Origin of the sequence: Micromonospora sp. NPDC127501, from assembly GCF_040302185.1 — a bacterium.
GTDB lineage: Bacteria > Actinomycetota > Actinomycetes > Mycobacteriales > Micromonosporaceae > Micromonospora.
Window position 1 is genome coordinate 31,080 of the sequence record NZ_JBEORJ010000004.1, and the last position, 23,736, is coordinate 54,815.

A 23,736-nucleotide genomic window follows, 5' to 3' on the forward strand; every position below is an offset into this window, starting at 1 on the left:
CGAGGTGATCGTGCTCGACCGGGTCAGCAAGCGGTACGCCGGCGGCGTCGTCGCGTTGGACGACGTGTCCCTGCGGATCGGTCACGGCGAGTTGGTAGCGATCGTCGGCCCGTCCGGATCGGGCAAGTCGACCATGTTGCACCTGATCGGCACCCTGGACCGGCCGTCGTCGGGCAGCGTGCTCATCGACGGGTACGACGCGGCGAAGCTGACCGACCGGGAGCTGTCCGCGCTGCGGGCCACCCGGATCGGCTTCGTCTTCCAGCAGTTCCACCTCGCCCCCGGCGTCCCGGTAGTGGACAACGTGGCCGACGGGTTGCTCTACTCCGGCGTACCGCTGCGGCGGCGGCGCGAACGGGCGGAGGCCGCGTTGGTCCGGGTCGGCCTGGGCCACCGGTTGGGGCACCGGCCGCACGAGCTGTCCGGCGGAGAACGGCAGCGGGTGGCCGTGGCCCGCGCGGTGGTCGGCGAGCCGGCGGTGCTGCTCGCCGACGAGCCGACCGGCAACCTCGACTCGCACTCCGGTGCCGGGGTGTTGGAGCTGCTCCACGATCTGCACCGGGCCGGAACCACCGTCGTGGTGATCACCCATGATCGGGAGATCGCGGGAAGCCTGCCCCGGCAGGTGCGGATGCGCGACGGCGCGGTGCGGCACGACTCGGCCCTCGCCTCGGGCGGGGTTGGCTGATGGCGACGCTGACCCCGGCCCGACTGCGGCCGGCGGACGTCGTGCGCGTCGGTGGGGTGGGGCTGCGGACCCGTCCGCTGCGGGCGTTCCTCTCCGCGTTGGGCATCGCGATCGGCATCGCCGCGATGATCGCGGTGGTCGGCATCTCCTCGTCGTCCCGGGCCGAGCTGGACCGGGCGCTCGACGCGCTCGGCACCAACCTGCTCACCGTCGAGCCGGGCACCACCCTGTTCGGCGCGGACGCGCAACTGCCCGAGGAGTCGATTGCGATGATCGGGCGGATCGGTCCGGTGACCGAGGTGTCCGCGACCGGGCAGGTGCCCGACGCCAAGGTGTACCGCTCGGATCGGATCCCGGCGGCGGAGACCGGTGGCATCGCCACCCGGGCGGCCCGGCTGGACCTGCTCGGCACCGTGGGAGCCGAGGTGACCACCGGCACCTGGCTCAACGAGGCGACCGCCCGCTACCCCGCGGTCGTGCTCGGCGCCACCGCCGCGCAGCGGCTCGGGATCACCTCGGCGGACCCGCAGGTGCAGGTGTGGCTGGGTGGGCGGCCGTTCACAGTGGTCGGCACCCTCGCCGCCGCACCGCTCGCCCCCGAGTTGGACACGTCGGCGTTGGTCGGCTGGGCGGCGGCGGCCGAATACCTGGGCTTCGACGGTCACCCGACCACCGTCTACACCCGGGCGCAGGAGTCGCAGGTCGAGGCGGTCCGGTCCGTGCTCGGCGCGACCACCAACCCGGAGGCGCCGAACGAGGTCGAGGTGTCCCGGCCCTCGGACGCGCTGGCCGCCGCCGAGGCGAGCGACGCCGCGTTCACCGGCCTGTTGCTGGGCCTGGGCGCGGTCGCCCTGCTGGTCGGTGGGGTCGGCGTGGCGAACACCATGGTGATCTCGGTGCTGGAACGCCGAGCCGAGATCGGCCTGCGCCGGTCGCTCGGCGCCACCCGTGGTCAGGTTCGCGCCCAGTTCCTCACCGAATCGCTGCTGCTCTCCGCGCTCGGCGGGATCGGTGGGGTGGTGCTGGGCATCCTGGTCACCTCGGGCTACGCGCTGTCGCAGGACTGGCCGACAGTGGTGCCGGCCTGGGCGATGCTCGGCGGGGTGGGCGCGACGCTGGTCATCGGCGGCTTCGCCGGCCTCTACCCGGCGGTGCGCGCCGCCCGCCTGGCGCCGACCGAGGCGCTGGCCGCCGTCTGACCGGGGTGACGGGTCGGCCTGGCGTGGCGGTCAGGGCGCGGCGTGGCGCGGTCGGGCCGGCATGACGGGCTGGCGTGGCGCGGGTCGGGCTGGCGTGGCGCGGGTCGGGCTGGCGTGGCGGTCTGGGCCCGGTGCGATGCGAAAGAGCGGTATGACTCTGAGGCATATTTATACCTCTGAGTCATACCGCTCTCGGCAGTGACGCCGCCTCGCCGGAACGGATCAGGCGATGATCGTGTCGAGGGCGATCTCGACCATCTGACTGAAGGTCTGCTCGCGCTCCTCCGAGGTGGTCTTCTCACCGGTCTTGATGTGGTCGCTGACGGTCAACACGGTCAGCGCGCGGGCCTTGAACCGGGCAGCGATCGTGTAGAGCGCCGCCGACTCCATCTCCACCGCCAGCACGCCGTAGTCGGCGAGGGCGTCGTACAGGTCCGGCCGGTCGGTGTAGAAGGCGTCCGCCGCCAGGATCGGCCCCACGTGCATGGTGATGCCGCGCCGCTCGGCCACCTCGACCGACGTACGCAGCAGCCCGAAGTCGGCCACCGGGGCGTAGTCGATCAGCCCGTCGAAGCGCATCCGGTTCATGTTCGAGTCGGTGGACGAGCCGATCGCGGCCACCACGTCCCGCAGTTGCAGGTCGGTGCTGAGGGCACCACAGGAGCCGACCCGGATCAGCGTCTTCACGCCGTACTCGTTGATCAATTCGTGGGCGTAGATGGAGGCCGACGGCATGCCCATGCCGGAGCCCTGGACGGAAACCTCGACGCCGTTCCAGCGGCCGGTGAAGCCCAGCATGCCCCGAACCGTCGAGTAGCAGGTGGCGCCCTCGAGGTAGGTCTCCGCGATCCACTTGGCCCGCAGGGGGTCACCCGGCATCAGGACCCGCTCGGCGATCTCGCCCGGCTTCGCGCCGATGTGCGTACTCATGGCAAAGATCCTGCCAGGCCGGCCCGGGCGATACCGGTTCGGCGTCGGAACCGGCGGTCCTGTACCCTCGTCGGCGGTGGCGTGTCCGAGCGGCCTAAGGAGCACGCCTCGAAAGCGTGTGAGGGTTAACGCCCTCCGAGGGTTCAAATCCCTCCGCCACCGCTCTGAAATGCAGAAACGCCCGGTCGATCCGCGAGGATCGACCGGGCGTTCTCGCGTCAGAGCTGCTGCTCGCCGCCGTCGACGAACAGCTCGCCGCCGGTCATGAAGCTGCTCTGGTCGGAGGCGAGGAAGAGCGCGGCGTTGGCGATCTCGTCCGGGTGTGCCATGCGCTGCATGGGCACGCTCGATGCGATGGTCTTCAGCAACCCGGGTGCCTCGGCGGGGCTGGGTGCGAGGCCGGCGAGCCCGGGGGTCTCGGTCGAGCCGGGCACCAGGGTGTTGACCCGGATCTTCCGGCCGATCAGCTCGGCGGCCCAGGTGCGGCCGAACGAGCGGATGGCCGCCTTGGACGCGGCGTAGACGCTGAACGCCGGGGTGCCGTTGCTGGCGGAGGTCGAGCCGGTGAGCACGATCGACGCGCCCTCGTTGAGCAGGGGCAGGGCCTTCTGCACGGTGAAGATGGTGCCGTAGATGTTGGTGTCGAAGGTGTTGGCGACGTGCTCGACCGTGATCGAGTCGAGCGACCGGAACTCGCCACCGCCGGCGTTGGCGAACACCACGTCCAGCCCAGCGCCCCGCTCCTCGATCGCCCGCATCACCCGGTCCAGGTCGTCGAGCTTGCTGACATCGCTGGCGATGCCTGTGACGTTCGCGCCGATGCTGGCGACGGCCTCGTCCACCGGGCCCTTGCGGCGGCCGGTGACGAAGACGTACGCGCCTTCGGCGGCGAAGCGGCGGGCGGCGGCCAGGCCGATGCCCGTGGTGCCCCCGGTGACGAGGGCGGTCTTGCCGTCGAGCTGTCCCACGATGGATCTCCTCTGTTGGAGTGTGGTGATGTGCGGCCGGCCGGGCCTCCAGTAGTTCTGTACCGAGCGGTACGTATCTGACCGTAGCAACCGCCGCCCGGGTCGACAAATTTCTGTACCGATCGGTTTTCACTACTCGGTAAGCGACCTTGCCGAGCGATGGGGATCAACAAGCCCAGCCTCTGCGCCGCCTTCGGCAGCAAGGAGGAGCTGTTCCGCAAGGCCGTGGCCCTACGTCGAAAAGGACAGGGGGTACGCGCGGGACGTCTTCGCCCAACCGACCGCGTACCAGGTGGTCGCCCCCCTGCTGCGCCAGAACGTGGTCGCCGTAACCCGAACCGACCCGCCGGTTGCCTGTCGATCCAAGGGCGGCACCAGCTGCTCCACCGGGAACGCGCCATCGCCGGGTTCCTCGCCGCCGGCCGCCTGGGCGGTGACGGTGCCCTCGCCGACCGGCTCGCCCGCGCCGTCGCCGAAGGCGACCTACCCGCGCACGCCGATCCGGTCGCGCTCGCCCGTTCGAGCAGCGCCGCCTGGTGTCGAGCGGCCGCCGGCGGCAGCCTTCAGGCGACCGAGAAGGTGATCGTTCCGGTGTAGACGGCCGCGACGGCCGTCAGGGGAATCTGGACCGAGACCACGGGATCCCAGGTCGCCGAGTTGTTGCCGACGCCGTCGGTCAGGGTGAACGCCGTACGTTCGACATCGATGGTCTCTGCGTCTGCCGCAGTGGGCTGGCCTGAGGTGAAGGTGCCGATGCCGCTGGTTGTGGTGGCCGGGCCCGACCAGTAGGAGGCGTTGGTGTTGGAGATCGTGTGAACGGGGACGCCGCTGGTGACGAAGTCCGTCGCGACAACGGTCGCGGTCCAGGTCGGCTCCGACAGCAGGCGCTCATCCGTCACCGTGACCGGCCCCAGATTGCCCGACACGACTCCGCCCAGGCCGGCGCTGCCCAGGTCGGCCGTCTCCGGCGCGCTGATCGACAACTCTCCCGGCTCCGCGCAGGTCGACCTGGTGACCGTGTCGGTGTCCATGGTGACCGCGCCGTTGATCGCCATCGTCCGGCCGTCCACCTCGAGCGCCGCGCCCACGGTGATCGAGGTCAAGGCGAGGATGTTGCCGCGGAACAGGGAGTTGGCGCCGAGCGTGGCCGAGCTTCCCACCTGCCAGAAGACGTTGCACGACTGAGCACCATTGATCAGGTTCACAGTGCTGGACGCGCCCGTGATGAGGGTGCTGACGGTCTTGAAGATGAAGACCGCGTTCGGGTCACCCTCCGCGTCGAGGGTGAGGTCCCCGGCGATGGTGAACGTGCCCCCAGCGGATTCGTACACGCCGGTGGTCTTGGTGGTGCCACTGAGCTCGGTCGCGACGGTGTCCGTGGTTGTCCGCGACACGGCATCGTCGTAGGCGATGGCGAGATCGCTCTTGCCCTGAACGGCAGGGCCGTCGTTGGAGTGAATCGCGCCGTTCAGTTGACCGGGCGGAAATCCGGTCACGGCGGTGCCCGGGCTCACGCCGATGTCGCCGGTGACCACGCTGAGCCCGGTGTTGGTGACCGTCGTGCCGGCGAGGACAGCGAAGTTCGCGGCCGTGCCCAGCGGCACCGGCAGCTCGGCGGCGCTCGCGCTGCGTGGTTCAGCCAGGACGGCCAGGACAGTGGCCGTAGCGAACAGGGTCAGGGTGGTGACCAGCCGGGCCATCCCCGTGAGCTCTCGAGATGCGCCACTGTGGGCAAACATCGCATGGTCTCCTCGGGAAGCTCGACGGCTGGCAGCTCTTCAGCGACCTATGGTGGCACAACTGCCCATAAAGGGGACCTAATCGGTCAGTCTGAGTAGCTGCTCCACGCCGTCGAGCAGACGTTGCAGGCCGAATTCGAAGAGAGTCTCGACATTGAGGTCGACCGCCGTCCGGCTGAGTCGGGCCAGATGCGGAAACTCGCCCGCCGCGAGCAACCCACCGAACACGTCGGCCTGGGCCTCCATCCACTCGTCGTCGGTCAGGCCGGTGTCCTGCTCCGCTTCAATCCCTCGCTCCAGGTTGATGGCGGTGCCCCGAACATGGTTGGCCAGTGCGGCCACCAGGTGGAGTTGGGTGTGCTGGTCCAGGCCCTGCCGGGCGAGGGCGCGCAGCGCCCACTCGGTGTGCGCGACGGCGTTCGGCGCCATCAGCGGGCGGGTCAGCGAGACGACCTGGGCCAGCCAGGGATGCCGCCGGTAGATCGCCCACTGAAGTCGGCTGAGCAACTCCAGTTGGGCTCGCCAACCGGCCGGAAACGTGCGCGGCAGCCGATGCGCGGCGAAGGCCGCGTCCGCCATCAGCACGAGAAGCTGCTCCTTGCCCCGAACCTGCCGGTACAGCGACATGGTGGGGACGTCCAACTCCATCGCGATGCGCCGCATGCTCAGCGCCGGTAACCCCTCTGCGTCGGCGATCGTCATGGCGGTCCGCACCACCTGGTCGCGGGTCAACCCCTGGACGGGCAGCCGCCGACCGGCGGACGGGGCACCCCGAACCGGCGTGGTCGGCGCTGCGCCGGTCACCACCATGCCCACACCCGGCACCGCCCGGACCAGGTTCTCCTGCCGAAGCGCGGTGAGCGCCCGGCTGGCGGTCGCCATGGCGACGCCCCACTCCCGGACGATCTGCCGGGTGGACGGCACCCGGTCGCCGGGGCCCAAGTCGCCTGCCACGATGCGCCGCCGCAACTCCCCGACGATGCGCAGATAAGGAGGGGTGGATTCGTCGATCTCCGCCACGATCGCCTCCCGCCGGCCTCGCGGTGACCGTAGCGCACTAGAGCACCAGCACGCGCCCCCCGTCCTTCCTGCCGCGGCGTACTAGAGCTCCCTGGTCGGGTGGTCGCCAGCTCGACATGCTCGGCGCAGCCCGGTGCGTACGCCGTACCGGCGTCGACGAAATGGGGAGAGCATGAGAAGAGTGTCGTACCCCCGATGGGCCGTCACGGTGGGCGCTGCCGTCCTCGTCTGCCCGGCGATGGCCGTCGGTCCGGCCGCGGCCGATGATGACCGCCGAAGCGCGGCGATCGTCCGGACCGACCAGGGCGCGGTGCGGGGGACCCTCGCGGCCGACCACCGCTCGTTTCAGGGCATTCCGTACGCGAGCCCACCGGTGGGCGCGCTGCGCTGGGCCCCGCCGCAGCCCGGCCCGACGTGGACCGGAGTACGCGACGCGAGCCGGCCCGGTGCCGCCTGCGCCCAACTGCAAGGGCTGCCGATGGACACACCCTCCGATTCCGAGGACTGCCTCTACCTGAATGTCACCACCCCGCGCTCGGCCGCACGAACGCCTCGACCGGTCATGGTCTGGTTGCACGGCGGGGACTTCCGGTTCGGCAGCGGCGACGGGTACGGCGGGCAGCGGCTGGCCGCGGGTGGTGACGTCATCGTCGTCACGGTGAACTATCGGCTCGGCGCGCTCGGCTTCCTGGCGCATCCGGCGCTGGCCGGCCCGGACGGAATCACCGGCAACTTCGGGTTGCAGGACCAGCAGGCCGCGCTGCGTTGGGTGCGGCGCAACGCGGCGGCCTTCGGGGGCGACCCAGGCAACGTCACTCTGTTCGGCCAGTCCGCCGGGGCGACCAGCGTCTGCGCCCAGCTCGCCGCGCCCGCCACCGCTGGCCTGTTCCACCGGGCGATCGTGCAGAGCAACTCGTGCGCCAACCCGGTTCAGACCCGGGCCGAGGCGGTCGGGGCGGCCCAGGAGTTCGCGCGGAGAATCGGCTGCACCGACCCGGCTGTGGTCGCCGCCTGCCTGCGCGGACGTTCCCCCGCGCGGCTGATCGAGACGGTCGGCTATCCCGGCGCGGGTGTCGACCTGGGCCCGGTCGTCAACGGGCGCACGCTGCCGGTGGACCCGGCGGACGCGCTGACCACCGGGAGGCTGCATCCGGTGCCGGTGTTGACCGGGATGAACCGGGACGAGTCCCGGCTCATGGTGTGGGGGATGGAACGGGTCGGGCTCAACTGCCCGGAGCCGCCGAAGCCGGCCCAGGAGCCGGAGTCGTGCCCGCTCACCGACGACCAGTACCGCGACCAGGTGCGCGCCACGTTCGGTGACCACGCGGGGGAGGTGCTGGCCCGCTATCCGCGCGACCCCGCACATCCCGCCAGCGCGACGTTGGGGGCCGTGCTGACCGATCACGACTACGCCGAGCCGGTCCACTCCGCCGCGTTGGCATTCGCGCGGCGGGTGCCGACCTTCGCGTACGAGTTCGCCGACGAGGACGCGCCGTTCTTCACCGAAGGTCCGGAACCGACGTTCGCCACCGGCGCGTATCACTGCGCCGAGCTGCCGTACCTGTTCACTGTCGACTACGCCGAGGCGATGACGCCGACTCAGCGGCGGCTCTCCGACGCGATGGTCCGGACCTGGACCGACTTCGCCCGGACGGGTCGGGTGGGCTGGCCTCGACTGGGCAGCGGCTCTTCCTACGTGCGGGTGCTGGTCGGTGACGGCAGGCCGGGAACGAGCGATTTCAGGGCGGCCCACTCGTACGACTTCTGGCGGTCGCTCGGCCGCTGACGCTGTGGTTTTCGGCGAGCCGGCTCTCCGGGTGAAGAGCCGGCTCGCCGCCCGTCATGCGCCGGGGTTGCTGGCGTCGCGGTGGGTCAGCTGGTACGCGGCGTCGACGCCGTCCGCCTCCAGGATCACCGTGACTGGTCCGTCAGGTAGCGAGCAGGAAATGGTCCGCTCGACGGCGTAACCGGTCGGGCCGCAGTAGCGACGCCCCTCCGAGTCGAACACCGACAGGCGGGCGTCACCGGTACCGTCGGTCCGCTTCCACGTGAACGACTCCGTGGCGGCGCGAGCGTCGGCCGGGATCGAGAAACAGACCCCGAACCGGTCCGCCCCCGTCGTCACCGTGGCACCCGTCGCACCCGCCGGCAGCGTCGGGCAGGCGGGCGGGCCGTCGGTACGTGCGAACGCGAGCGAGTACGGCCCGTCCGAGGCGCCGTCGCGCGAGTTGAGTACGGCGAAGTACGGTGCCTGGCCGGTCAGCTCGCAGTGGTACTGGCGCAGCGCCCAGGAGGAGTCACACATGAACGCCCCGGTGGAGTCGATCACCGTCACGTCGGGCGAGCCGGCTCCGGTGGCGTCACCCGGGAGCAGTTCGGTGATGAGAGCGCCGGAAGGGCTGCTCAGTTGGAGGCAGTCGAACTGCGCGGGGTTGGCGAGTTGCCCTCGTACCGGTGCGTCCTGCCAGCCGGTGTCGGACGCAGGCCGGCAGTTGGACGGCAGCCACGGCAGCACCGCGAGGTGGTACCGAAGGTCCTCACCGATCACCGAGTCCGCGGTGCCGCCACCGAGCACCAGCGTGTACCTGCCGGCGGCGGGGATCGGGCACCACTCGTCCATGCACAGCCGGTGTCCGGTGCTGTCGTAGACGCTCGCGTCCTGCGGGTAGTTGTCCTCCCCGACCGCCTTGATCCGGTAGGTGCCCGCGGCGGGGAGGTCCAGGGCGCGGCACCGGACGGCGCCGAGCGGGCCGGCCGGGGCGGCGTTGTACGCCCCGGGGGTGACCGTCGGGCAGCCGGTCGCGTCCGAGAGGCTGCGGACCTGCATCCGGTAGGTCAGGTCGGTGTCCTCGGAATTCCAGCGGGAGAGGTAGGAGACGACCCGGAAGGTTCCGGTCGACGGAAGGACGCAGCCGTCCTCCCCCTCCGACGTTTCGGCGCACACCATGCCGCCCTGCTCGTCGACGAGCCAGGAGGAGATGTCGTTGTACCGGTCCGGGGTCCGGTACACCATGACGCGCTCACCGGCCTCGCCGTGGAACGGCTGGCAGTTGGTCTGCACCGCTGACGTCTGGTGCACCGTCAGGGTCGGCTGGTCCCACCCGAGCCCGCTGGGGGCGGCACAGCCCTCGGACTGGTCGAGCCGGGCCACCGCCATCCGATAGGTGACCGGTTCCCAGTTCCAGTTCTGCGCCACGAACGTGTAGTTGCCGGCCGTCGGTGCGGCGCAGGACCGCGAGGAGTCCCACTCCGCGCACACCACTCGTCCGGCCTCGTCGTACACCTGCCAGTTGAGGTACTGGTTGGCGTTCTGCTCCATCCGGACGAGCAGCGGGCCGGGGGTGGTGACTCGCAGCGCTTGACAGCCGATGCCCTCGGACGGGGGCACAGTGCCGGTCCCGACCGCGGCGCCGGGGTCACCGAACGCGGTCAGGGGCAGGGCGGGGCAGCCGACGGCCCGCGAGAGCCGCGGCATCTTGAGCGTGTAGGCGGCCTTGCTGCCGTAGGCCTCCCGCAGGAAGAGCCGGTACGGCCCGGACCCTTCGAGCGTGCACTCAGTGACGTAGCGCACCGTGCAGACCGGCTGGAACTGCGCATTCAGGATGGCGCCCTGGATGTCCTCGGCACCGCCCGGGTCGGCCAGGTGCAGGACCGAGCCGGCGGGCTGCTTGAACGTGAAGCAGCGGGCGGCCAGGCCGGCGGGCAGCGTGCCGCTGCGTCCGGTCGAGGCGAAGGAGAAGAAGCTGTCGGGCAGGTTGACGCAGGTGGACGGGGTCCGCATCGACTCTGCCGACAGCGAGTAGGCGCCCTTGCCGGTGCCGTAGTCGAGGCCCACGGTCACCGTGTAGGTGCCCGCGGCGCCGAGCACGCAGTCGGTCAGGTACGAGCTGACGTAGCAGGCGTGGGTGCCGTCAGGACCCTTGACCTCGGCCCCGACACCATCGCCGGAGACCTCCAGAAGCCCGATGTAGAGGGTGTCCTGGTCGACGGTCGAGGTGATCGTCCACGTCTGCTTTGTGGCGCCCGAGATCGACGCGCAGTTCTTGACCGTGCCCAGCGGAAGCTGCCCGCCGCAGGTGGCCACCGTGCTGCCGACCTTCGTCGGGGTCTTGGTGGCCTCGGGGGCCGCCGGGATGACCGGCGCTTGCGCCGGCTTGGTGGCCGGGCGCGGCTGCTCGGCCGTCGCTGCCGGTTTGGCCGACGGTTCGCCGGTCGGGGCGGCGGTGGCTGGACCTGCCAGCAGGCCCGCTCCGGCGGCGCCGAGGGCGGCCACGGCCGCCCACCTCGCCACGTGTCTCCACAATGGATCGAACAGGGTTGTACGCACGCTTGGCTCCCCCGCTAGAGTCGCGCGATCTGCGCGAGCGGAGGGATAATTTCACGAAGCTCGATAACCAACAATCGGCTTGTTGGGCACCTGCTGAACGACGGTTCAGCAGGGGCCGACGCCCTCGTCGAAGAGGCGGCGCGCCCAGTTCGCGTACCCGGCGATGGTTTTTCGGACCGTGCGCCCGTCGTGCAGGAACAGGTACGCGCGGTCGCCGCTGCGGGCGAGTAGCCCGTCGAGCCGACGCGTCCCCTGTGGAGCCCGCAGCCGGCTGACCTCCGGGTAGCGGTCCCAGACCTCGTCAATGGACGAGCCCGCAGTTATGCCCTCCGGTGTCCGCATCGGGTCGCCGACCCAGAGCAGCACGAGTTTGTCCTCCACGAAGACGGGGCTGACCGTGTCGTGGCCGGCGAGCATCGGCCCGCAGGCGTCCAGGCTGGTGCGCAGGATGCCGCGTCGGGTCAGCTCGTCCTCGGTGGCACCGAACTCGATGTTGCGCAGGCCGTTCAGGTCGATGATCTCCACGTTGCCGGCGGGCCTGCCGTTCGGAATCGACCCGGTTGGCGGTACGCCGCTGCCCGCGATCGAGGCAGCCGTCAACAGCGTGGCGATAAACGCAAATTGTCGCAATTTCATGGAATCCCCCAGTCCCCAACGGAACGGGAGCGTTCAGGTTGCTGCCGAACGCCGGATTACTGGTTTTCCCACTGTTCGACAAGCTCGTCCCAGTAGTCGGCGCTGAGTCGACGCCGCCCGTGCGCCAGCCAGCCCTCGGTGCTCCGTTCCAGGTGCAACCCCAGTTCGGCGAACGGGTCGATCCAGGTGCCGCGCTCCACGCCGAGCTGACCCAGCGCACCGTTGATCGGCCACTGCTCGCGCGGTCCGCTCAACTCGTCGTCGAAGCGTGGGCCCCAGGACAGCACCCCGCCCAACCACACCGCTGCCGACTGGTGGCCGACGCCACCACCGAACTCCGCCTCCAGATAGGCCACCGGCCCCGACTGTGACCAGCGGGTCAGCACCTCGACCAGCGCCGTCGACAACACCAGGCCGAACGGGCGCGCGGCGCTCCGGTCGTCAGTGGCGAAATCCGGCAACGACCCGGTCAGCTCGATCACCAACTGCGGGGTGACCGGCAACAACGCGAAGTCCTGGCGCAGCTCGCCGAGGACCGCGTGATCCAGCTCGGCGGTCTGCTCGCGGAGCAGCTCAACGTCCGCGACCACCGCGCTGAGCTGGTAAGCCATCGGACCCTCCGCCCTCCACAGCCTGTGGATAGAACATGTGTACGACGGTTGCAGGACCGTCGGCCGCCTCCGGACGGTACCCGCCCTCCATGCTCAGTTGCCCACCGCCGAATGGTCCGTCACCCGCACTGCCCGTTCGTCTTATTTCGATGATCGAGTCGGCTGCCTATGGTGTCCAGGCGCCCATCGAAACGGGGTATCTATGCAGCGAAGCGCATCCTTTCTGGTTCTCCCAACTGTTCTGGCCAGCCTGGCAATCAGTGCCCCCGCAGAGGCTGCGGAAGGCATCCGGACCATCACCCGGGACGGCGTCGTTCTCCAGCACCACGAGGTGTCCTGGCTGAAGGCGACGCCCCGGTTGCGGGGCACGGGTGCCGGTCGATCCGACTTCGACGGCGACGGCACCGACGACATCGCGGCCTCTGGCGACCCGTTCAATTACAACTTGCCGCTGGCCCCGGCCGGTGTGGTCACCGTGCGGTATTCATCCGCCGCAAAGGTCGACTACCTCATGGGTGCCATACCGGGAGACGGTGGTTCCGTCGCGTTCGGCACGACTCTCGTGGCGGGGGACTTCAACGGCGACCGTTACGACGACCTGGCGATCGGCAACCCTGACGAGCCGGACACCCGGACCAAGACCCACGCCGGCGGGATCTGGGTCATTCCGGGAAGCAGCAACGGCCTGGTGGTCAACTCGGCAGTCCATTTCAACCAGGACTCGCCGGGTGTTCCGGACAGCCCGGAGACCTTCGACCAGTTCGGGGGTGCCCTCGCGGCCGGTGACATCAACGGGGATGGCCGCGACGACCTCGCCATCGGCGCCTGGGGCGAGTCGATCGGAACCAAGGCGATCGCCGGGGCGGTCACCGTCCTCTTCGGTGCGTCGGGCGGCCTCACGGCCACCGGAGCTCAGCACCTCCAGCAGGACCAGGCCGCGGTGCCCGGATCGGCCGAGAGCAACGACCAGTTCGGCTTCACGCTCGCGATCGGAAAGGTCGACAACAACCGGTACCAGGATCTGGTCATCGGCGCTCCCCGGGAAAACGACGGCGCGAGCTGGGGCGGCACCGGCATGGTCACCCTGATGTGGGGCTCGGCGAGTGGTGTGTCGTCCACCGGTGCCACCTCGGTCACCGGTGCGGCGATCGAACCCGACGATGGGACCGGCACCGTCGCCTGGTACCTGGGTGACGCACTCGCGGTCGGCGACCTGAACGGCGACGGGCTCGGCGAGGTGGTCGTCGGAGCCCCCGGCGCGCAGACCCCGCACATCAACGGCGGCCTCATCGCGGCCTTCGCCGGCCGCTCCGGCGGCCTGTCCAGCACCGCCGTGCAGATCATCACCCAGCGTACGGCCGGCGTGCCGGACAACCCCGAGGACGACGACCGCTTCGGTGGCGTACTGGCGGTCGGCGACGTGACCGGTGATGGCAAGGCGGACGTGCTGGTCGGTACCCCCGGCGAGGACGTCGGCTCGCGGGTCGACGCCGGCATGATCACCCTGCTCAAGGGGTCCGCCGGTGGGCTGACCGGTGCCGGCGCGCAGGCGTTCGACCAGAACTACGGGTCTGTTCCGGATGCTTCCGAGAACGGCGACAGGTTCGGCTCCTCCGTCGCCCTGCTGAACCTCAGCCGCGCGAGCGGGCTCGACGCCGTCGTGGCGTCAATCGGCGAAGAGGTGAAGGGTGACTTCGCCGGATATCCGTCCGGGGTCATGAACCCGTTCTACGCCTCCGCTGGCGGGCTGGCGCCGCAGAACAAGACGTGGAGCGGTCTGTCCGACCGGACCGAGTTCATCTGGCCCCAGCGCTACGGTCTGCGGATCGCCGGGCCGCAGAGTGGTGGCACGATTTTCTGAGTGGTGCTCGGCAACGCCCGGTCGGTCTGTCGTGGACCGGCCGGGCGTTTGCGCGAAGAGGTCGTCGGGGCTTGCTCAGGTCCGCCGGGGGAGCTGGCTGACGAACGCGCGCCAAGCCGTGGGCGCGAAGGCGAGCGCCGGGCCGGTCGGGTCCTTTGAATCCCGTACGCCGATGACGCCGGGCAGGTTGTCGGCGACCTCGACGCAGTTTCCGCCGTTGCCGCTGCTGCGGCTGCTCTTGCGCCACCGGGCGCCGTTCAGCTCCATGACTCCGCCACTTCCTGGATGAGTTCGACCGACTGCCAGTGGGACAACGCCTCGCCGCGCACGTTCTCCCATGCCGCCATCATGGCGGCGATGTCCTCGGGGTCGCTAGCCACTTGTCCCTGAAGTTGGTTGTCGAGGTAGCCGGCGACCCGGTGGTCGTGGCTGTGCGCGATCACGAAAGGTCCGTTGAGGCCGGCATAGGCGCCGACCGTGCTGGGCACGACGTGCACCCGGATGTGCGGCTCGACGCACGCCGACGCCACGGCCAGCAGTTGCTCGCGCATCGTCGACCGGCCGCCCACCGGACGGCGGATGACCGCCTCGTCCACGACCGCCGTGAACTGCGGCGGGTCGTCCCGCTTGAGGATGCCCTGCCGGCCGAGCCGGACCGTGAGATGCCGCTCGATCTCACCGCGAGGGATCAGGCCCGCGCCGCCCAGCACCGCGCGGGCGTACGCCTCGGTCTGGAGCAACCCCGGCAGAACGGTCGACTCGTACGACCGAAGTGACACCGCCTCGCGCTCGATCTCCTGCCACGGACGAAACCAAATGGGATCACGACGTCTCGAAGTGTCCGGCCAGATGTCCGACACGTCCTTGTGCAGAGCCTCCGCAGCCGCCAGCCGGTGGCGCGGATGCGGGATGCGGTCCTCGGTCAACCAGCGCCCCACGGTCTTCGGGTCGACGCCGACGGTCTCGGCGAGGGATTCGGTGGTGTGCCCGGTGTCGCTGAGCGCCACCCGAAGCGCGTCGTTCACGGCCCCTCCATCGGATGTCCTAAATATCTGGGAACCATATCGCTACGCGGTGTATCTGTCTCGTAACTCTCCCGAGGGTGGTCCACAGAAGACGGCGTGGCCGGTGGAGGCGCAAGAGCCCGGCGGTCGGCGTCAGTCCGGGGTCGCCCCGACGGGGAGGCGGGGCGGCCCCCGTCCACCGCGAAGGAGGTCCACCCATGCCCCGCCGCCGCTACCGGAACCACCTGCCGACCCGACCCACCTGGCGCTGTGCCGCGTGCGGCATCGCCTGGCCCTGCTCGGCGGCGAAGCTGCGGCTGCTCGGCGAATACCGGCACGACCGACTCGCGTTGACCGTCTACCTGGCGACGCTGCAAGCAGAGGCCGGCGAGCACCTCACCGACGTCGACCCGGCCCGGCTGACCGACCGCTTCCTCTCCTGGGCCCGCGTCCGCGCCTGACCTCGCCAGCGCATTGCGCATCGAGAACACGCTAGGTTCCGGAGGTCGGAGTGGGACGGCGAGGTGGTGTTCGGCGAATGAGCAGATACAAGCGGGCCAGCGGCGACGTGATCCGGTGGCCCGACAGCCCGGACGCGCGGAAAGCGCTCCAGGAGTGGTTCGCCGACGCTTCGGCCACGGCGTACCTCTCTGGGGATTTTCTTGACTTTCGCGGGGCGGACCTCAGCCGGCTCGACCTGGCCGGCGCTTATCTCGCCAATTCCCACCTGGCCGGTGTCCGATTCGAGGAGGCCAACCTCGGCGACGCCAACCTGACCAACGCGGAGTTGCAGGGCGCGGATTTCTCCCACGCCGACCTGGCCAAGGCGGAAATGGTCGGTTGCTCGGCCGATGAGGCGTTGTTCCGTTCGGCTCGGCTGTTCGCGGTGCAGCTCGACGACGCCGTTCTGGAAGGGGCGGATCTCCGCCGCGCGGTTCTCAATTCCGCGACGCTCTACAAGACCGATCTGCGCGCCGCCAATCTTGAGCTGGCCAGCCTGCGCTGGTGCACGCTCGGCGGCACGAGCATGCCGACCGTGCTGACCGGCGCGAGGATGTTCGGCTGCCAGTTCGAGGGCGCGAAGGGTGCCGTCATCGGTCCGGTCCTCGTCGACGAGAGGGCGACCCGGTCCCTCGGCGGCACAGAGCTGGAGGCGTGGTTCTCGGGGCAGGGCGCGGAGCACGTCCAGGTGGTGGGCTGACGCCACCACACAGACGACTCAGGGCCGGTCCCCGTGGGGCCGGCCCTGTCGTTCGTGCAGCTCAGGCGAGCGGAGGATACGAGATTCGAACTCGTGAGGGTGTAAACCCAACACGCTTTCCAAGCGTGCGCCCTAGGCCTCTAGGCGAATCCTCCGCGAGCCAGGATACAGGCCCGTGTCGGGCGGGCGACCCCACCACCCCCTGAAGATCGACGGGCGGTCGGGTAGGCTGGGCGTCACCTCCCGTGCGGCGGTATCTCGTGAACCTCCCCAGGGCCGGAAGGCAGCAAGGATAAGCGAGCTCTGCCGGGTGCACGGGAGGCCTTTTTGTCTGTGGGCCGGTTGATCCGCTCGGCATCCGTGATGTCGCGGTGTCCCGGCCGCGCGGACACCGCGGTTTCCAGGAAGTCGAGTCGATCAAGGCCGACAGCCGAGTCGATCAAGCCCGAAGGCCCAGGCGCCCCGGGGTGGTGGGTGGTCACCCGCGCCCGACCGGCGCAGAATGGCTCGGTCGAGAGGAGGCGGGACGAGTGACGCTGGCGCTCTACCGCAAGTACCGGCCGCGTACCTTCGCTGAGGTCATCGGCCAGGAGCACGTGACCGAGCCGCTGTCGCAGGCGCTGCGCAGCGGACGGCTCAACCACGCCTACCTCTTCTCCGGCCCCCGTGGCTGCGGCAAGACCACCAGCGCCCGGATCATGGCCCGCTCGCTCAACTGTGAGCAGGGCCCCACCCCGGAGCCGTGCGGCAAGTGTGAGTCCTGCCGCTCGCTGGCCACCGACGGCACCGGGTCGATCGACGTGATCGAGATCGACGCGGCCAGCCACGGCGGTGTCGACGACGCCCGCGAGCTGCGCGAGCGCGCCTTCTTCGCGCCGGCCAGCAGCCGCTTCAAGATCTACATCATCGACGAGGCGCACATGGTCTCGACCCAGGGCTTCAACGCCCTGCTCAAGCTGGTCGAGGAGCCCCCGGAGTACGTCAAGTTCATCTTCGCCACCACCGAGCCGGAGAAGGTCCTCGGCACGATCCGGTCGCGGACCCACCACTACCCGTTCCGGCTGTTTCCGCCGAAGGTGGTCCGCCCGTACCTGGAGCAGCTCACCCAGGCCGAGGGCGTCGCCGTCGAGCCGGCGGTCTTTCCGCTGGTCGTCCGCGCCGGTGGCGGCAGCATGCGGGACAGCCTCTCCGTGCTCGACCAGCTCATCGCCGGCGCCGGCGCGGAGGGGGTCAGCTACGCCCGGGCCGTCGCGCTGCTCGGTGTCACCGACTCGGCGCTGATCGACGAGATGTGCGACGCGCTGGCCGCCGGTGACGGCGCGGCCGCGTACGCCACCGTCGACCGGGTCGCCGAGGCCGGGCACGACATGCGCCGGTTCGCCTCCGACCTGCTGGAGCGGCTCCGCGACCTGATCGTCATCCAGCAGGTGCCGGACGCCGCCGCGAAGGGTCTCATCGACGGCCCGGCCGACCAGATCGAGCGGATGGCTGCCCAGGCTTCGCAGCTCGGCTCGGCCACGCTGTCCCGCTGCGCCGACATCGTGCACAACGGGCTGGTCGAGATGCGCGGCACCACCGCGCCCCGCCTGCTGCTGGAGCTGATCTGCGCCCGGATGCTGCTGCCCGGCGCGGACGACTCCACCGGCGGCCTGCTCCAGCGCCTGGAGCGGATGGAACGCCGGCTCACCCTGGGCGGCACCGACGCGCCGTCGGCCGCCGCCGGCTCCGCGCCGACCAACCACCCAGGGGTACGCCCACAGCAAGCCACCCCGGTCCCGGCTGCCGCCACCCCGGCACCCGTGAACGCCCCGACCTCCGCACCGCCGTGGGCGGTCGACCCGGCTGCGTCCCCGACCCAGAGCGCTCCCGCCCCGGCTGCTTCGGTCAGCGGGGCACCCGCCTCGCACGCTCCGACCTCCGGTGCACCTACCTCGTACGTCGCGGCGGCCGACTCGCCGATCCCGGCCTCCCCTGGCGCGTCGACCGGGTCCGCCCCCGTTGACCAGGCCGGACCCGTCTCGCCTGCCGGGCCGACCCCGCGTCGCGTGGTGCCACCGTCGGCGGTGCTTCCCGACCCGGCCACGCCCGCGCCGCCCCGACCCGGAGCACCGGCCGCCGCGCTGGACGCGGTCGCGGTCCGCCGCGTCTGGCCCGACGTGGTCGGCAAGGTCAACCGGACCAACAAGCGGATCGCCGCCCTGATGCGGGACGCGGTCGTCCGCGAACTCGACGGCGACATGCTGGTGCTGACGGTGAAGTCCACGGTGCTGGCCAAGATGATGGCCGACCACGCGGCGGTGCTCACCGACGCGCTCTACGAGGAGTTGGGCGGGCGCTGGCAGATCCGGTGCGAGGTGGCCGGCGAGCGCGGTGGCGCGTCGCTGTCCGGCTCACCGCGCTCACAGCAGGCCGCACCGGCCCGCCCCGCCGCCCCGCCAGCCGCGCCCGCCGCCGCGACGAACGCCGCGACCCCGGCTGCCTCCGGCCCGACGAGCGCGCCACCAACCGGGCCAGGCACGAACCCCGCGCCTGGCTCGAACCCCGCGCCTGGCTCGAACGCCGCGCCTGGCTCGAACGGTGCGTCCGGCTCGAACGGTGCGCCAGGGTCGAACGGTGCGCCAGGGTCGAACGGTGCTCCAGGGTCGAACGGTGCTCCAGGGTCGAACGCAGCGCCTGGTTCGAACCCAGCGCCTGGCTCGAACACATCTGGCTCGAACGCTGCGCCAAGTTCGAGCGCGCCTGGCTTCAGCGCCGCGCCCGGCTCGACCGCTGGGTCCGGCTCGACCGCAGCGCCAGGTGCGAACGCCGCCGGGCCGGGGACTGTGGGGCCCAACGCCCCGACCGCCGTCGGCCCGACGAACGCCTCGTCGACCGCCGCGAACCCGAGCGGCCCCGCCGGCTCGGCTTCGCGTGGCGGTGTCGGTGCGGTTTCCGCTGGTCACGGTGCTGGTGGGCAGGGCGCAGCGCCCTCCGTCCCGGCAGCGGACGACGACGGCGACTGGCCGGCGGCGGCCCGCCCCGGCGGCGGCGCCCTCGCCACCGAGGCTACGGATGACGAGGACTGGCCGGAGGCCGCCCTACCCGGCGGCGTGTCGGCCGGAAACGAGTCGAGCCCGCACTCCGCACCGGCGTCGAGCGGCGTGAACGGCAGCGCCGGGAACGGCAACGCTGGGAACGGCAGCGGCACCAACGGTGGTGGCGCGAACGGCACCGGGCCAGGGGGTTCGGGCGGTCCTGGGTCGGCGGCCGGTGGCGGTAAGCCGGGCGGGCGCGGTAACCCGACACCGGGGGCCCGGCAGCCGGCGGCAGCCGGTGGTGCGCCGGTGAGCAGCGCCATCGCCGCGGCTCGCGCGGCGGCGGCGGGGCGCGGTGCGCGTACCGGAGCGGCAGCCCGGCCCGTCGCGGACGCCGAATGGGCGGGCGAGCCGCCCTACGACCCGGACTTCGACGGCCCGGCGCGGGCCGGCCGGCCCGGCGGTGCGGCCCCGGCGGCGGCCCCGGCCTTTGAGGGGTTCGATCCGGGCGACGAGCCGTTGGACGAGATCATCGACGAGAAGACCGCGCGGGAGTCCAGCGAGGAGCAGGCGGTACGGCTGCTCCGGGAAACCTTCGGCGCCGAGAAGATCAACGAAGTCGACGCCCGCTAACAACCCGGCCCCGGCTCGCCCTGGCTCGGCGATCTTGCAGTTTCGGTCGTCGTATTGCGTGGAATGCCCCTTTATGTCGAGGCAGGAAGTGCAAGATCGCGTAGGGGAGGGGTCTCGGCTAGCAGGACGCCCAGGGCGCAGGCCCAGAGGGGGAAGGGTAGGACGGCTACCCGTTCCATGCCGCCAACCCCGATGGCCAGGCCCTGCTGGGCGGCGAACAGTGTCGTTCCGGCCAGCGCGATGAGCCCGGCGGTGAGGGTGAGCCGTCGCCACCGGCCGAGCGCCGTGGTGCGTGGCGCGAAGCCGGCCAGGAGCAGGCCGATGTTGCCAATCCCCATGATCAGGACTGCGCCGAGGACGTGCAGGTTCTCGTCGATGTCGGCCGGGTAGAGGGCAATGAGGGCGTATCCGCCGGTGGCCAGCAGCAGGAGTGTCTGGGCCGTGCGCACCACCGGACCGCGACCGAGGATGCGCCAGGTCAGCAGGAGCCCGGCGGCGAGCAGGACGGCGGTGGCCAGTGTCGCGGTGTTCATCAGTGGGTGCCACGGCGAGCAGACGTAACGGGGGCGGGTGGTGTCCCAGATGCCGCAGTGGGCGTTGCCGAGGTCGCTGATGTTGTGGGTGGCCCAGCTGTAGGCGGGCTCGCGCCACCGCAGCCCGGTGACCAGACTGGCGACGAGGAAGATGGGCGCGGCCGCGAGCCAGCACAGTGCGCCGACCCGGCCGGTGCGGTTGAGGTTCATGCCACGAGCAGACCAGTGCGACGGCTTTGGGTGCACTACCAGCAGATGGCCGATTCGGGGTAGGGCTAGCCGTACCCGAAGGCTCGGCGTGGGCGGACGCACCGGGCGGGGCGAGGTCGGTCCCAGCGGATAGGCTGAGCGGCGGTCGAGCAGACGAGTGCGAGAAGGAGCCATCCCGTGCGCCCAGGTGGACAGCCGAACATGCAGCAGATGCTGAAGCAGGCGCAGAAGATGCAGCAGCAGATCGCCGCCGCCCAGGCCGAGCTGGCCGAGGCCGAGCTGACCGGCACCGCCGGCGGCGGGCTGGTCACCGCGACCGTCTCCGGCTCCGGTGAGTTGAAGGCCATCAAGATCGACCCGAAGGCCGTCGACCCGGACGACGTGGAGACGCTGGAGGATCTGGTCGTCGCGGCTGTGCACAACGCCGCCGAGGCGGCCCGGGAGCTGACCGAGCGCAAGATGGGCCCGGTCGCCGGCGGCATGGGCGGCCTCGGCCTGCCCGGTTTCTGAGCCGGCAGATGTACGAAGGTGCCATCCAGGATCTGATCGACGAGCTGGGTCGGCTGCCGGGCGTGGGTCCGAAGAGCGCTCAGCGGATCGCGTTCCACGTCCTCTCGGCGGATCCGGCCGACGTCAACCGGCTGGCCGGCGCGCTGCGCAAGGTCAAGGAGCTGGTGCGGTTCTGCACGACCTGCTACAACGTGGCCGAGTCCGAGCAGTGCCGGATCTGCCGCGACCCGCGCCGCACCGACGAGGTGCTGTGCGTGGTGGAGGAGCCCAAGGACGTGGTGGCCATCGAGCGGACGGGTGAGTTCCGCGGTCGCTACCACGTGCTGGGTGGCGCGATCAATCCGCTGGAGGGGATCGGCCCGGACAACCTCCGCATCCGGGAGTTGATGATCCGGCTCGGTGGCGGCGGGGTGCGGGAGTTGATCCTGGCCACGGATCCGAACACCGAGGGCGAGGCGACCGCCACCTACCTGGCGTTGATGGTGAAGCCGATGGGCATCTCGGTGACCCGGCTGGCCAGCGGGCTGCCGGTCGGTGGCGATCTGGAGTACGCCGACGAGATCACCCTTGGTCGGGCCTTCGAGGGGCGCCGCGCGGTCTGATCCCCTGCCGAACGGCCGGTGGCCGGTACCCGTGTGGGTGCCGGCCACCGCTGCGTCCCTGCCCGGAAATGATCTGACACCTGTGCCCTCATCGGGGCTGTTCGACGTAACAGTTTGGCATCGCGGATACAGATTGATCGGTTTTTCGCCTCGTTTGCCTACGAATCGAAGGTCAAGCGGCGGTTGAGGCACGATCCGATACCAACCGTCCACTCAGCGGTTTCCGGGGGGACGCATCGGGAGCTATGGTCACCGCCATCGGTGACCCCTGTCACCACGTTGTCCGTACCCCCAAGGACGAGGTGAAGCACACATGCGTGCACCCAGGCCGAAGGTCGCGATCGCGGCCATCGCGGTCGCGGCCCTCGCGGTAGCAGGCTGCGCCGAGAGCAACCGCGACGACAAATCCGGCGGAAGCAAGAAGGACACCCTCGTCTTCGGCGTCGCCGGAGACCCGAAGGTGCTCGACCCGAGCTTCGCCAGCGACGGTGAGTCGCTGCGCGTCGCGCGTCAGGTCTTCGAGACCCTGGTCCGACCGGAGGAGGGTGGCACGAAGGTCACCCCCGGCCTGGCCGAGTCCTGGACCCCGGACGCCGCCGGCACCACCTGGACCTTCAAGCTCCGCTCGGGCGTGAAGTTCCACGACGGCACCGACTTCAACGCCGAGGCCGTCTGCGTCAACTTCAACCGCTGGTACAACGCCAAGGGCCTCATGCAGAGCCCGGACGTGACCGCGTACTGGCAGGACGTCATGGGCGGCTTCGCCAAGAACGAGAACGCGGACCTTCCGCCGAGTCTCTTCAAGTCCTGCGCCGCCAAGGACGCCACCACTGTGGACCTGTCCTTCACCCGGGTCTCCAGCAAGATTCCGGCCGCGCTGATGCTCCCCTCGTTCTCCATCCACAGCCCGAAGGCGCTGCAGGAGTTCGACGCGAGCAACGTCGCGGGCACCGCCGAGGACATCAAGTACCCGGCGTACGCGACGGAGCACCCGACCGGCACCGGCCCGTTCAAGTTCAAGACCTGGGACGTCGCCAACAAGACGCTGACCCTGGAGCGCAACGAGGACTACGCGGGCGCCAAGGCCAAGCTGAAGACCCTCATCTTCAAGACGATCTCGGATGAGAACGCTCGCAAGCAGGCGCTGCGCTCCGGCGACATCCAGGGCTACGACCTGGTTGGCCCGGCCGACGTCGAGCCGCTGAAGAGCGAGGGCTTCAACATGCTCACGCGCCCGGCGTTCAACGTGCTCTACCTGGCGATCAACCAGAAGGGCAACCCGAAGCTCGCCGACATCCGCGTCCGGCAGGCCATCGCGTACGCCCTGAACCGTCAGCAGCTGGTCACCTCCAAGCTGCCGCCGGGTGCCAAGGTCGCCGACAACTTCATGCCGGACACCGTCGAGGGCTGGAACGGTGACGTCACGAAGTACACCTACGACCCGGCCAAGGCGAAGGCGCTGCTGGCCGAGGCCGGCGCGTCGAACCTGACGCTGAAGTTCCACTACCCGACCGAGGTCACCCGGCCGTACATGCCGAACCCGAAGGACATCTTCGAGTTGCTCTCGGCGGACCTGAAGGCCGTTGGCATCACCGTCGAGGCGATCCCGCTGAAGTGGAGCCCGGACTACCTGAACGCCACCACCTCGGGTAGCAAGCACGACATCCACTTCCTGGGCTGGACCGGTGACTACGGTGACGCCTACAACTTCATCGGCACCTTCTTCGACCGGCCGAAGGACGAGTGGGGCTTCAACAACAAGGCCCTGTTCGACCAGTTCAAGGACGCGGACACCACCGCCGACATCGCGGCCCGGACCGAGAAGTACAAGGCCCTGAACAAGTCCGTCATGGACTTCCTGCCCGGTGTGCCGATCTCGCACTCGCCGCCGGCGATCGTGTTCGGCAAGGACGTGACCGGCGTCAAGGCGAGCCCGCTCACCGACGAGCGGTACGCGACCGCCGAGTTCAAGTAAGTCCTGATCTGACGCAGCAAGGAACGCGGGCGGGCGCTGTCGCACAGCGCCCGCCCGCAACCCTCCGCACCCCTT

At 70.4% G+C, this 23,736-nt stretch carries 21 protein-coding genes, 2 tRNA genes and 1 other RNA gene; 13 read left to right on the plus strand and 11 right to left on the minus strand.

Features of this window, described 5'->3' with window-relative positions; genetic code table 11:
- The first annotated feature begins 4 nt into the window (after window positions 1–4).
- Complete coding sequence (locus ABTW72_RS10180) at window positions 5–688, plus strand: ABC transporter ATP-binding protein (RefSeq protein WP_211326764.1); 684 nt, start codon at window positions 5–7, stop codon at window positions 686–688.
- Complete coding sequence (locus ABTW72_RS10185) at window positions 688–1,887, plus strand: ABC transporter permease (protein ID WP_350856807.1); 1,200 nt, start codon at window positions 688–690, stop codon at window positions 1,885–1,887. Before ABTW72_RS10180 ends, ABTW72_RS10185 begins: the two co-directional genes overlap by 1 nt.
- Window positions 1,888–2,109: 222 nt before the next feature.
- Here ABTW72_RS10185 and deoD read toward each other — a convergent pair whose 3' ends face one another.
- Complete coding sequence (deoD, locus tag ABTW72_RS10190; RefSeq protein WP_350856810.1) at window positions 2,110–2,817, minus strand: purine-nucleoside phosphorylase; 708 nt, start codon at window positions 2,815–2,817, stop codon at window positions 2,110–2,112.
- Window positions 2,818–2,892: 75 nt separating this feature from the next.
- Here deoD and ABTW72_RS10195 point away from each other — a divergent pair.
- Window positions 2,893–2,979 (plus strand) — tRNA-Ser (locus ABTW72_RS10195).
- A 56-nt stretch (window positions 2,980–3,035) separates the two neighbouring features.
- Here ABTW72_RS10195 and ABTW72_RS10200 read toward each other — a convergent pair.
- Window positions 3,036–3,785 (minus strand): SDR family oxidoreductase, encoded by a 750-nt coding sequence (locus ABTW72_RS10200; RefSeq protein WP_350856813.1) that lies wholly within the window; start codon window positions 3,783–3,785, stop codon window positions 3,036–3,038.
- 159 nt (window positions 3,786–3,944) lie between these two features.
- Here ABTW72_RS10200 and ABTW72_RS10205 point away from each other — a divergent pair, with 159 nt between their 5' ends.
- Window positions 3,945–4,382, plus strand: a complete 438-nt coding sequence (locus ABTW72_RS10205) for a hypothetical protein (protein ID WP_350856816.1) — start codon at window positions 3,945–3,947, stop codon at window positions 4,380–4,382.
- Here the strand turns inward: ABTW72_RS10205 and ABTW72_RS10210 are convergent.
- Together ABTW72_RS10210 and ABTW72_RS10215 are read right to left on the minus strand one after the other, a co-directional pair.
- On the minus strand, window positions 4,349–5,485 hold the full coding sequence (locus ABTW72_RS10210) for an ice-binding family protein (RefSeq protein ID WP_350856819.1): 1,137 nt from the start codon (window positions 5,483–5,485) through the stop codon (window positions 4,349–4,351). The two genes, ABTW72_RS10205 and ABTW72_RS10210, sit on opposite strands and share 34 nt — an antisense overlap.
- A gap of 117 nt (window positions 5,486–5,602) precedes the next feature.
- On the minus strand, window positions 5,603–6,544 hold the full coding sequence (locus tag ABTW72_RS10215) for a TetR/AcrR family transcriptional regulator C-terminal domain-containing protein (protein WP_350856822.1): 942 nt from the start codon (window positions 6,542–6,544) through the stop codon (window positions 5,603–5,605).
- Between the two features lie 181 nt (window positions 6,545–6,725).
- Here ABTW72_RS10215 and ABTW72_RS10220 point away from each other — a divergent pair, with 181 nt between their 5' ends.
- The gene (locus tag ABTW72_RS10220) at window positions 6,726–8,330 is read left to right on the plus strand and encodes a carboxylesterase/lipase family protein (RefSeq protein ID WP_350856825.1); all 1,605 of its coding nucleotides are present in this window, start codon (window positions 6,726–6,728) and stop codon (window positions 8,328–8,330) included.
- Between the two features lie 54 nt (window positions 8,331–8,384).
- Here ABTW72_RS10220 and ABTW72_RS10225 read toward each other — a convergent pair whose 3' ends face one another.
- The 3 genes from ABTW72_RS10225 to ABTW72_RS10235 form a co-directional block, all read right to left on the minus strand.
- Complete coding sequence (locus ABTW72_RS10225; protein WP_350856827.1) at window positions 8,385–10,835, minus strand: hypothetical protein; 2,451 nt, start codon at window positions 10,833–10,835, stop codon at window positions 8,385–8,387.
- Window positions 10,836–10,976: 141 nt separating this feature from the next.
- Window positions 10,977–11,471, minus strand: coding sequence for a hypothetical protein (locus tag ABTW72_RS10230; protein WP_502892182.1), 495 nt, complete (start codon window positions 11,469–11,471; stop codon window positions 10,977–10,979).
- A 92-nt stretch (window positions 11,472–11,563) separates the two neighbouring features.
- Window positions 11,564–12,118 carry a hypothetical protein gene (locus ABTW72_RS10235; protein WP_350856833.1) on the minus strand — a complete coding sequence of 185 codons (555 nt, stop codon included), beginning with the start codon at window positions 12,116–12,118 and terminating at the stop codon, window positions 11,564–11,566.
- Between the two features lie 97 nt (window positions 12,119–12,215).
- Between ABTW72_RS10235 and ABTW72_RS10240 the strand changes: the two genes are divergently transcribed.
- Entirely contained in the window at window positions 12,216–13,979 is a 1,764-nt protein-coding gene (locus tag ABTW72_RS10240) for a hypothetical protein (protein WP_350856836.1), read from the plus strand.
- A 75-nt stretch (window positions 13,980–14,054) separates the two neighbouring features.
- On the opposite strand, the gene ABTW72_RS10245 is transcribed toward ABTW72_RS10240, so the two are convergent.
- Together ABTW72_RS10245 and ABTW72_RS10250 are read right to left on the minus strand one after the other, a co-directional pair.
- The gene (locus ABTW72_RS10245; protein WP_350856838.1) at window positions 14,055–14,246 is read right to left on the minus strand and encodes a DUF397 domain-containing protein; all 192 of its coding nucleotides are present in this window, start codon (window positions 14,244–14,246) and stop codon (window positions 14,055–14,057) included.
- A complete protein-coding gene (locus tag ABTW72_RS10250; RefSeq protein WP_145796324.1) occupies window positions 14,237–15,004 on the minus strand; it encodes a helix-turn-helix domain-containing protein in 768 nt (255 codons plus the stop codon). The genes ABTW72_RS10245 and ABTW72_RS10250 overlap by 10 nt, the downstream gene beginning before the upstream one ends.
- Window positions 15,005–15,201: 197 nt before the next feature.
- Between ABTW72_RS10250 and ABTW72_RS10255 the strand changes: the two genes are divergently transcribed.
- Complete coding sequence (locus ABTW72_RS10255) at window positions 15,202–15,444, plus strand: flavin reductase (RefSeq protein WP_350856842.1); 243 nt, start codon at window positions 15,202–15,204, stop codon at window positions 15,442–15,444.
- Between the two features lie 107 nt (window positions 15,445–15,551).
- Window positions 15,552–16,184, plus strand: a complete 633-nt coding sequence (locus ABTW72_RS10260) for a pentapeptide repeat-containing protein (protein WP_350856845.1) — start codon at window positions 15,552–15,554, stop codon at window positions 16,182–16,184.
- 70 nt (window positions 16,185–16,254) lie between these two features.
- Here the strand turns inward: ABTW72_RS10260 and ABTW72_RS10265 are convergent.
- Window positions 16,255–16,339 (minus strand) — tRNA-Ser (locus ABTW72_RS10265).
- Between the two features lie 82 nt (window positions 16,340–16,421).
- Here ABTW72_RS10265 and ffs point away from each other — a divergent pair.
- Window positions 16,422–16,511, plus strand: an RNA gene (ffs, locus tag ABTW72_RS10270) — signal recognition particle sRNA small type.
- Window positions 16,512–16,714: 203 nt separating this feature from the next.
- Complete coding sequence (locus ABTW72_RS10275) at window positions 16,715–19,831, plus strand: DNA polymerase III subunit gamma and tau (protein WP_350856847.1); 3,117 nt, start codon at window positions 16,715–16,717, stop codon at window positions 19,829–19,831.
- Between the two features lie 71 nt (window positions 19,832–19,902).
- Here ABTW72_RS10275 and ABTW72_RS10280 read toward each other — a convergent pair whose 3' ends face one another.
- Window positions 19,903–20,574 carry a DUF998 domain-containing protein gene (locus ABTW72_RS10280; RefSeq protein ID WP_350856850.1) on the minus strand — a complete coding sequence of 224 codons (672 nt, stop codon included), beginning with the start codon at window positions 20,572–20,574 and terminating at the stop codon, window positions 19,903–19,905.
- 201 nt (window positions 20,575–20,775) lie between these two features.
- Between ABTW72_RS10280 and ABTW72_RS10285 the strand changes: the two genes are divergently transcribed.
- The 3 genes from ABTW72_RS10285 (at window position 20,776) to ABTW72_RS10295 (ending at window position 23,661) form a co-directional block, all read left to right on the plus strand.
- Window positions 20,776–21,084 carry a YbaB/EbfC family nucleoid-associated protein gene (locus ABTW72_RS10285; protein ID WP_007466279.1) on the plus strand — a complete coding sequence of 103 codons (309 nt, stop codon included), beginning with the start codon at window positions 20,776–20,778 and terminating at the stop codon, window positions 21,082–21,084.
- An 8-nt stretch (window positions 21,085–21,092) separates the two neighbouring features.
- Window positions 21,093–21,686: a recombination mediator RecR gene (gene recR, locus ABTW72_RS10290; RefSeq protein ID WP_030328135.1), complete on the plus strand. Its 594-nt coding sequence runs from the start codon at window positions 21,093–21,095 to the stop codon at window positions 21,684–21,686.
- Between the two features lie 313 nt (window positions 21,687–21,999).
- Window positions 22,000–23,661: an ABC transporter substrate-binding protein gene (locus tag ABTW72_RS10295; protein WP_350856853.1), complete on the plus strand. Its 1,662-nt coding sequence runs from the start codon at window positions 22,000–22,002 to the stop codon at window positions 23,659–23,661.
- The last annotated feature ends 75 nt before the right edge of the window (window positions 23,662–23,736 follow it).

Excerpts from the sequence above, each read along its gene's own strand:
- ABTW72_RS10285 (WP_007466279.1), top strand. The coding sequence starts at position 20,776 with ATGCAGCAGATGCTGAAGCAGGCGCAGAAGATGCAGCAGCAGATCGCC.
- ABTW72_RS10185 (WP_350856807.1), top strand. The coding sequence starts at position 688 with ATGGCGACGCTGACCCCGGCCCGACTGCGGCCGGCGGACGTCGTGCGC.
- deoD (WP_350856810.1), bottom strand. The coding sequence starts at position 2,817 with ATGAGTACGCACATCGGCGCGAAGCCGGGCGAGATCGCCGAGCGGGTC.
- ABTW72_RS10205 (WP_350856816.1), top strand. The coding sequence starts at position 3,945 with ATGGGGATCAACAAGCCCAGCCTCTGCGCCGCCTTCGGCAGCAAGGAG.
- ABTW72_RS10245 (WP_350856838.1), bottom strand. The coding sequence starts at position 14,246 with ATGGAGCTGAACGGCGCCCGGTGGCGCAAGAGCAGCCGCAGCAGCGGC.
- ABTW72_RS10280 (WP_350856850.1), bottom strand. The coding sequence starts at position 20,574 with ATGAACCTCAACCGCACCGGCCGGGTCGGCGCACTGTGCTGGCTCGCG.
- ABTW72_RS10255 (WP_350856842.1), top strand. The coding sequence starts at position 15,202 with ATGCCCCGCCGCCGCTACCGGAACCACCTGCCGACCCGACCCACCTGG.
- ABTW72_RS10295 (WP_350856853.1), top strand. The coding sequence starts at position 22,000 with ATGCGTGCACCCAGGCCGAAGGTCGCGATCGCGGCCATCGCGGTCGCG.
- ABTW72_RS10210 (WP_350856819.1), bottom strand. The coding sequence starts at position 5,485 with ATGGCCCGGCTGGTCACCACCCTGACCCTGTTCGCTACGGCCACTGTC.
- ABTW72_RS10235 (WP_350856833.1), bottom strand. The coding sequence starts at position 12,118 with ATGGCTTACCAGCTCAGCGCGGTGGTCGCGGACGTTGAGCTGCTCCGC.
- recR (WP_030328135.1), top strand. The coding sequence starts at position 21,093 with ATGTACGAAGGTGCCATCCAGGATCTGATCGACGAGCTGGGTCGGCTG.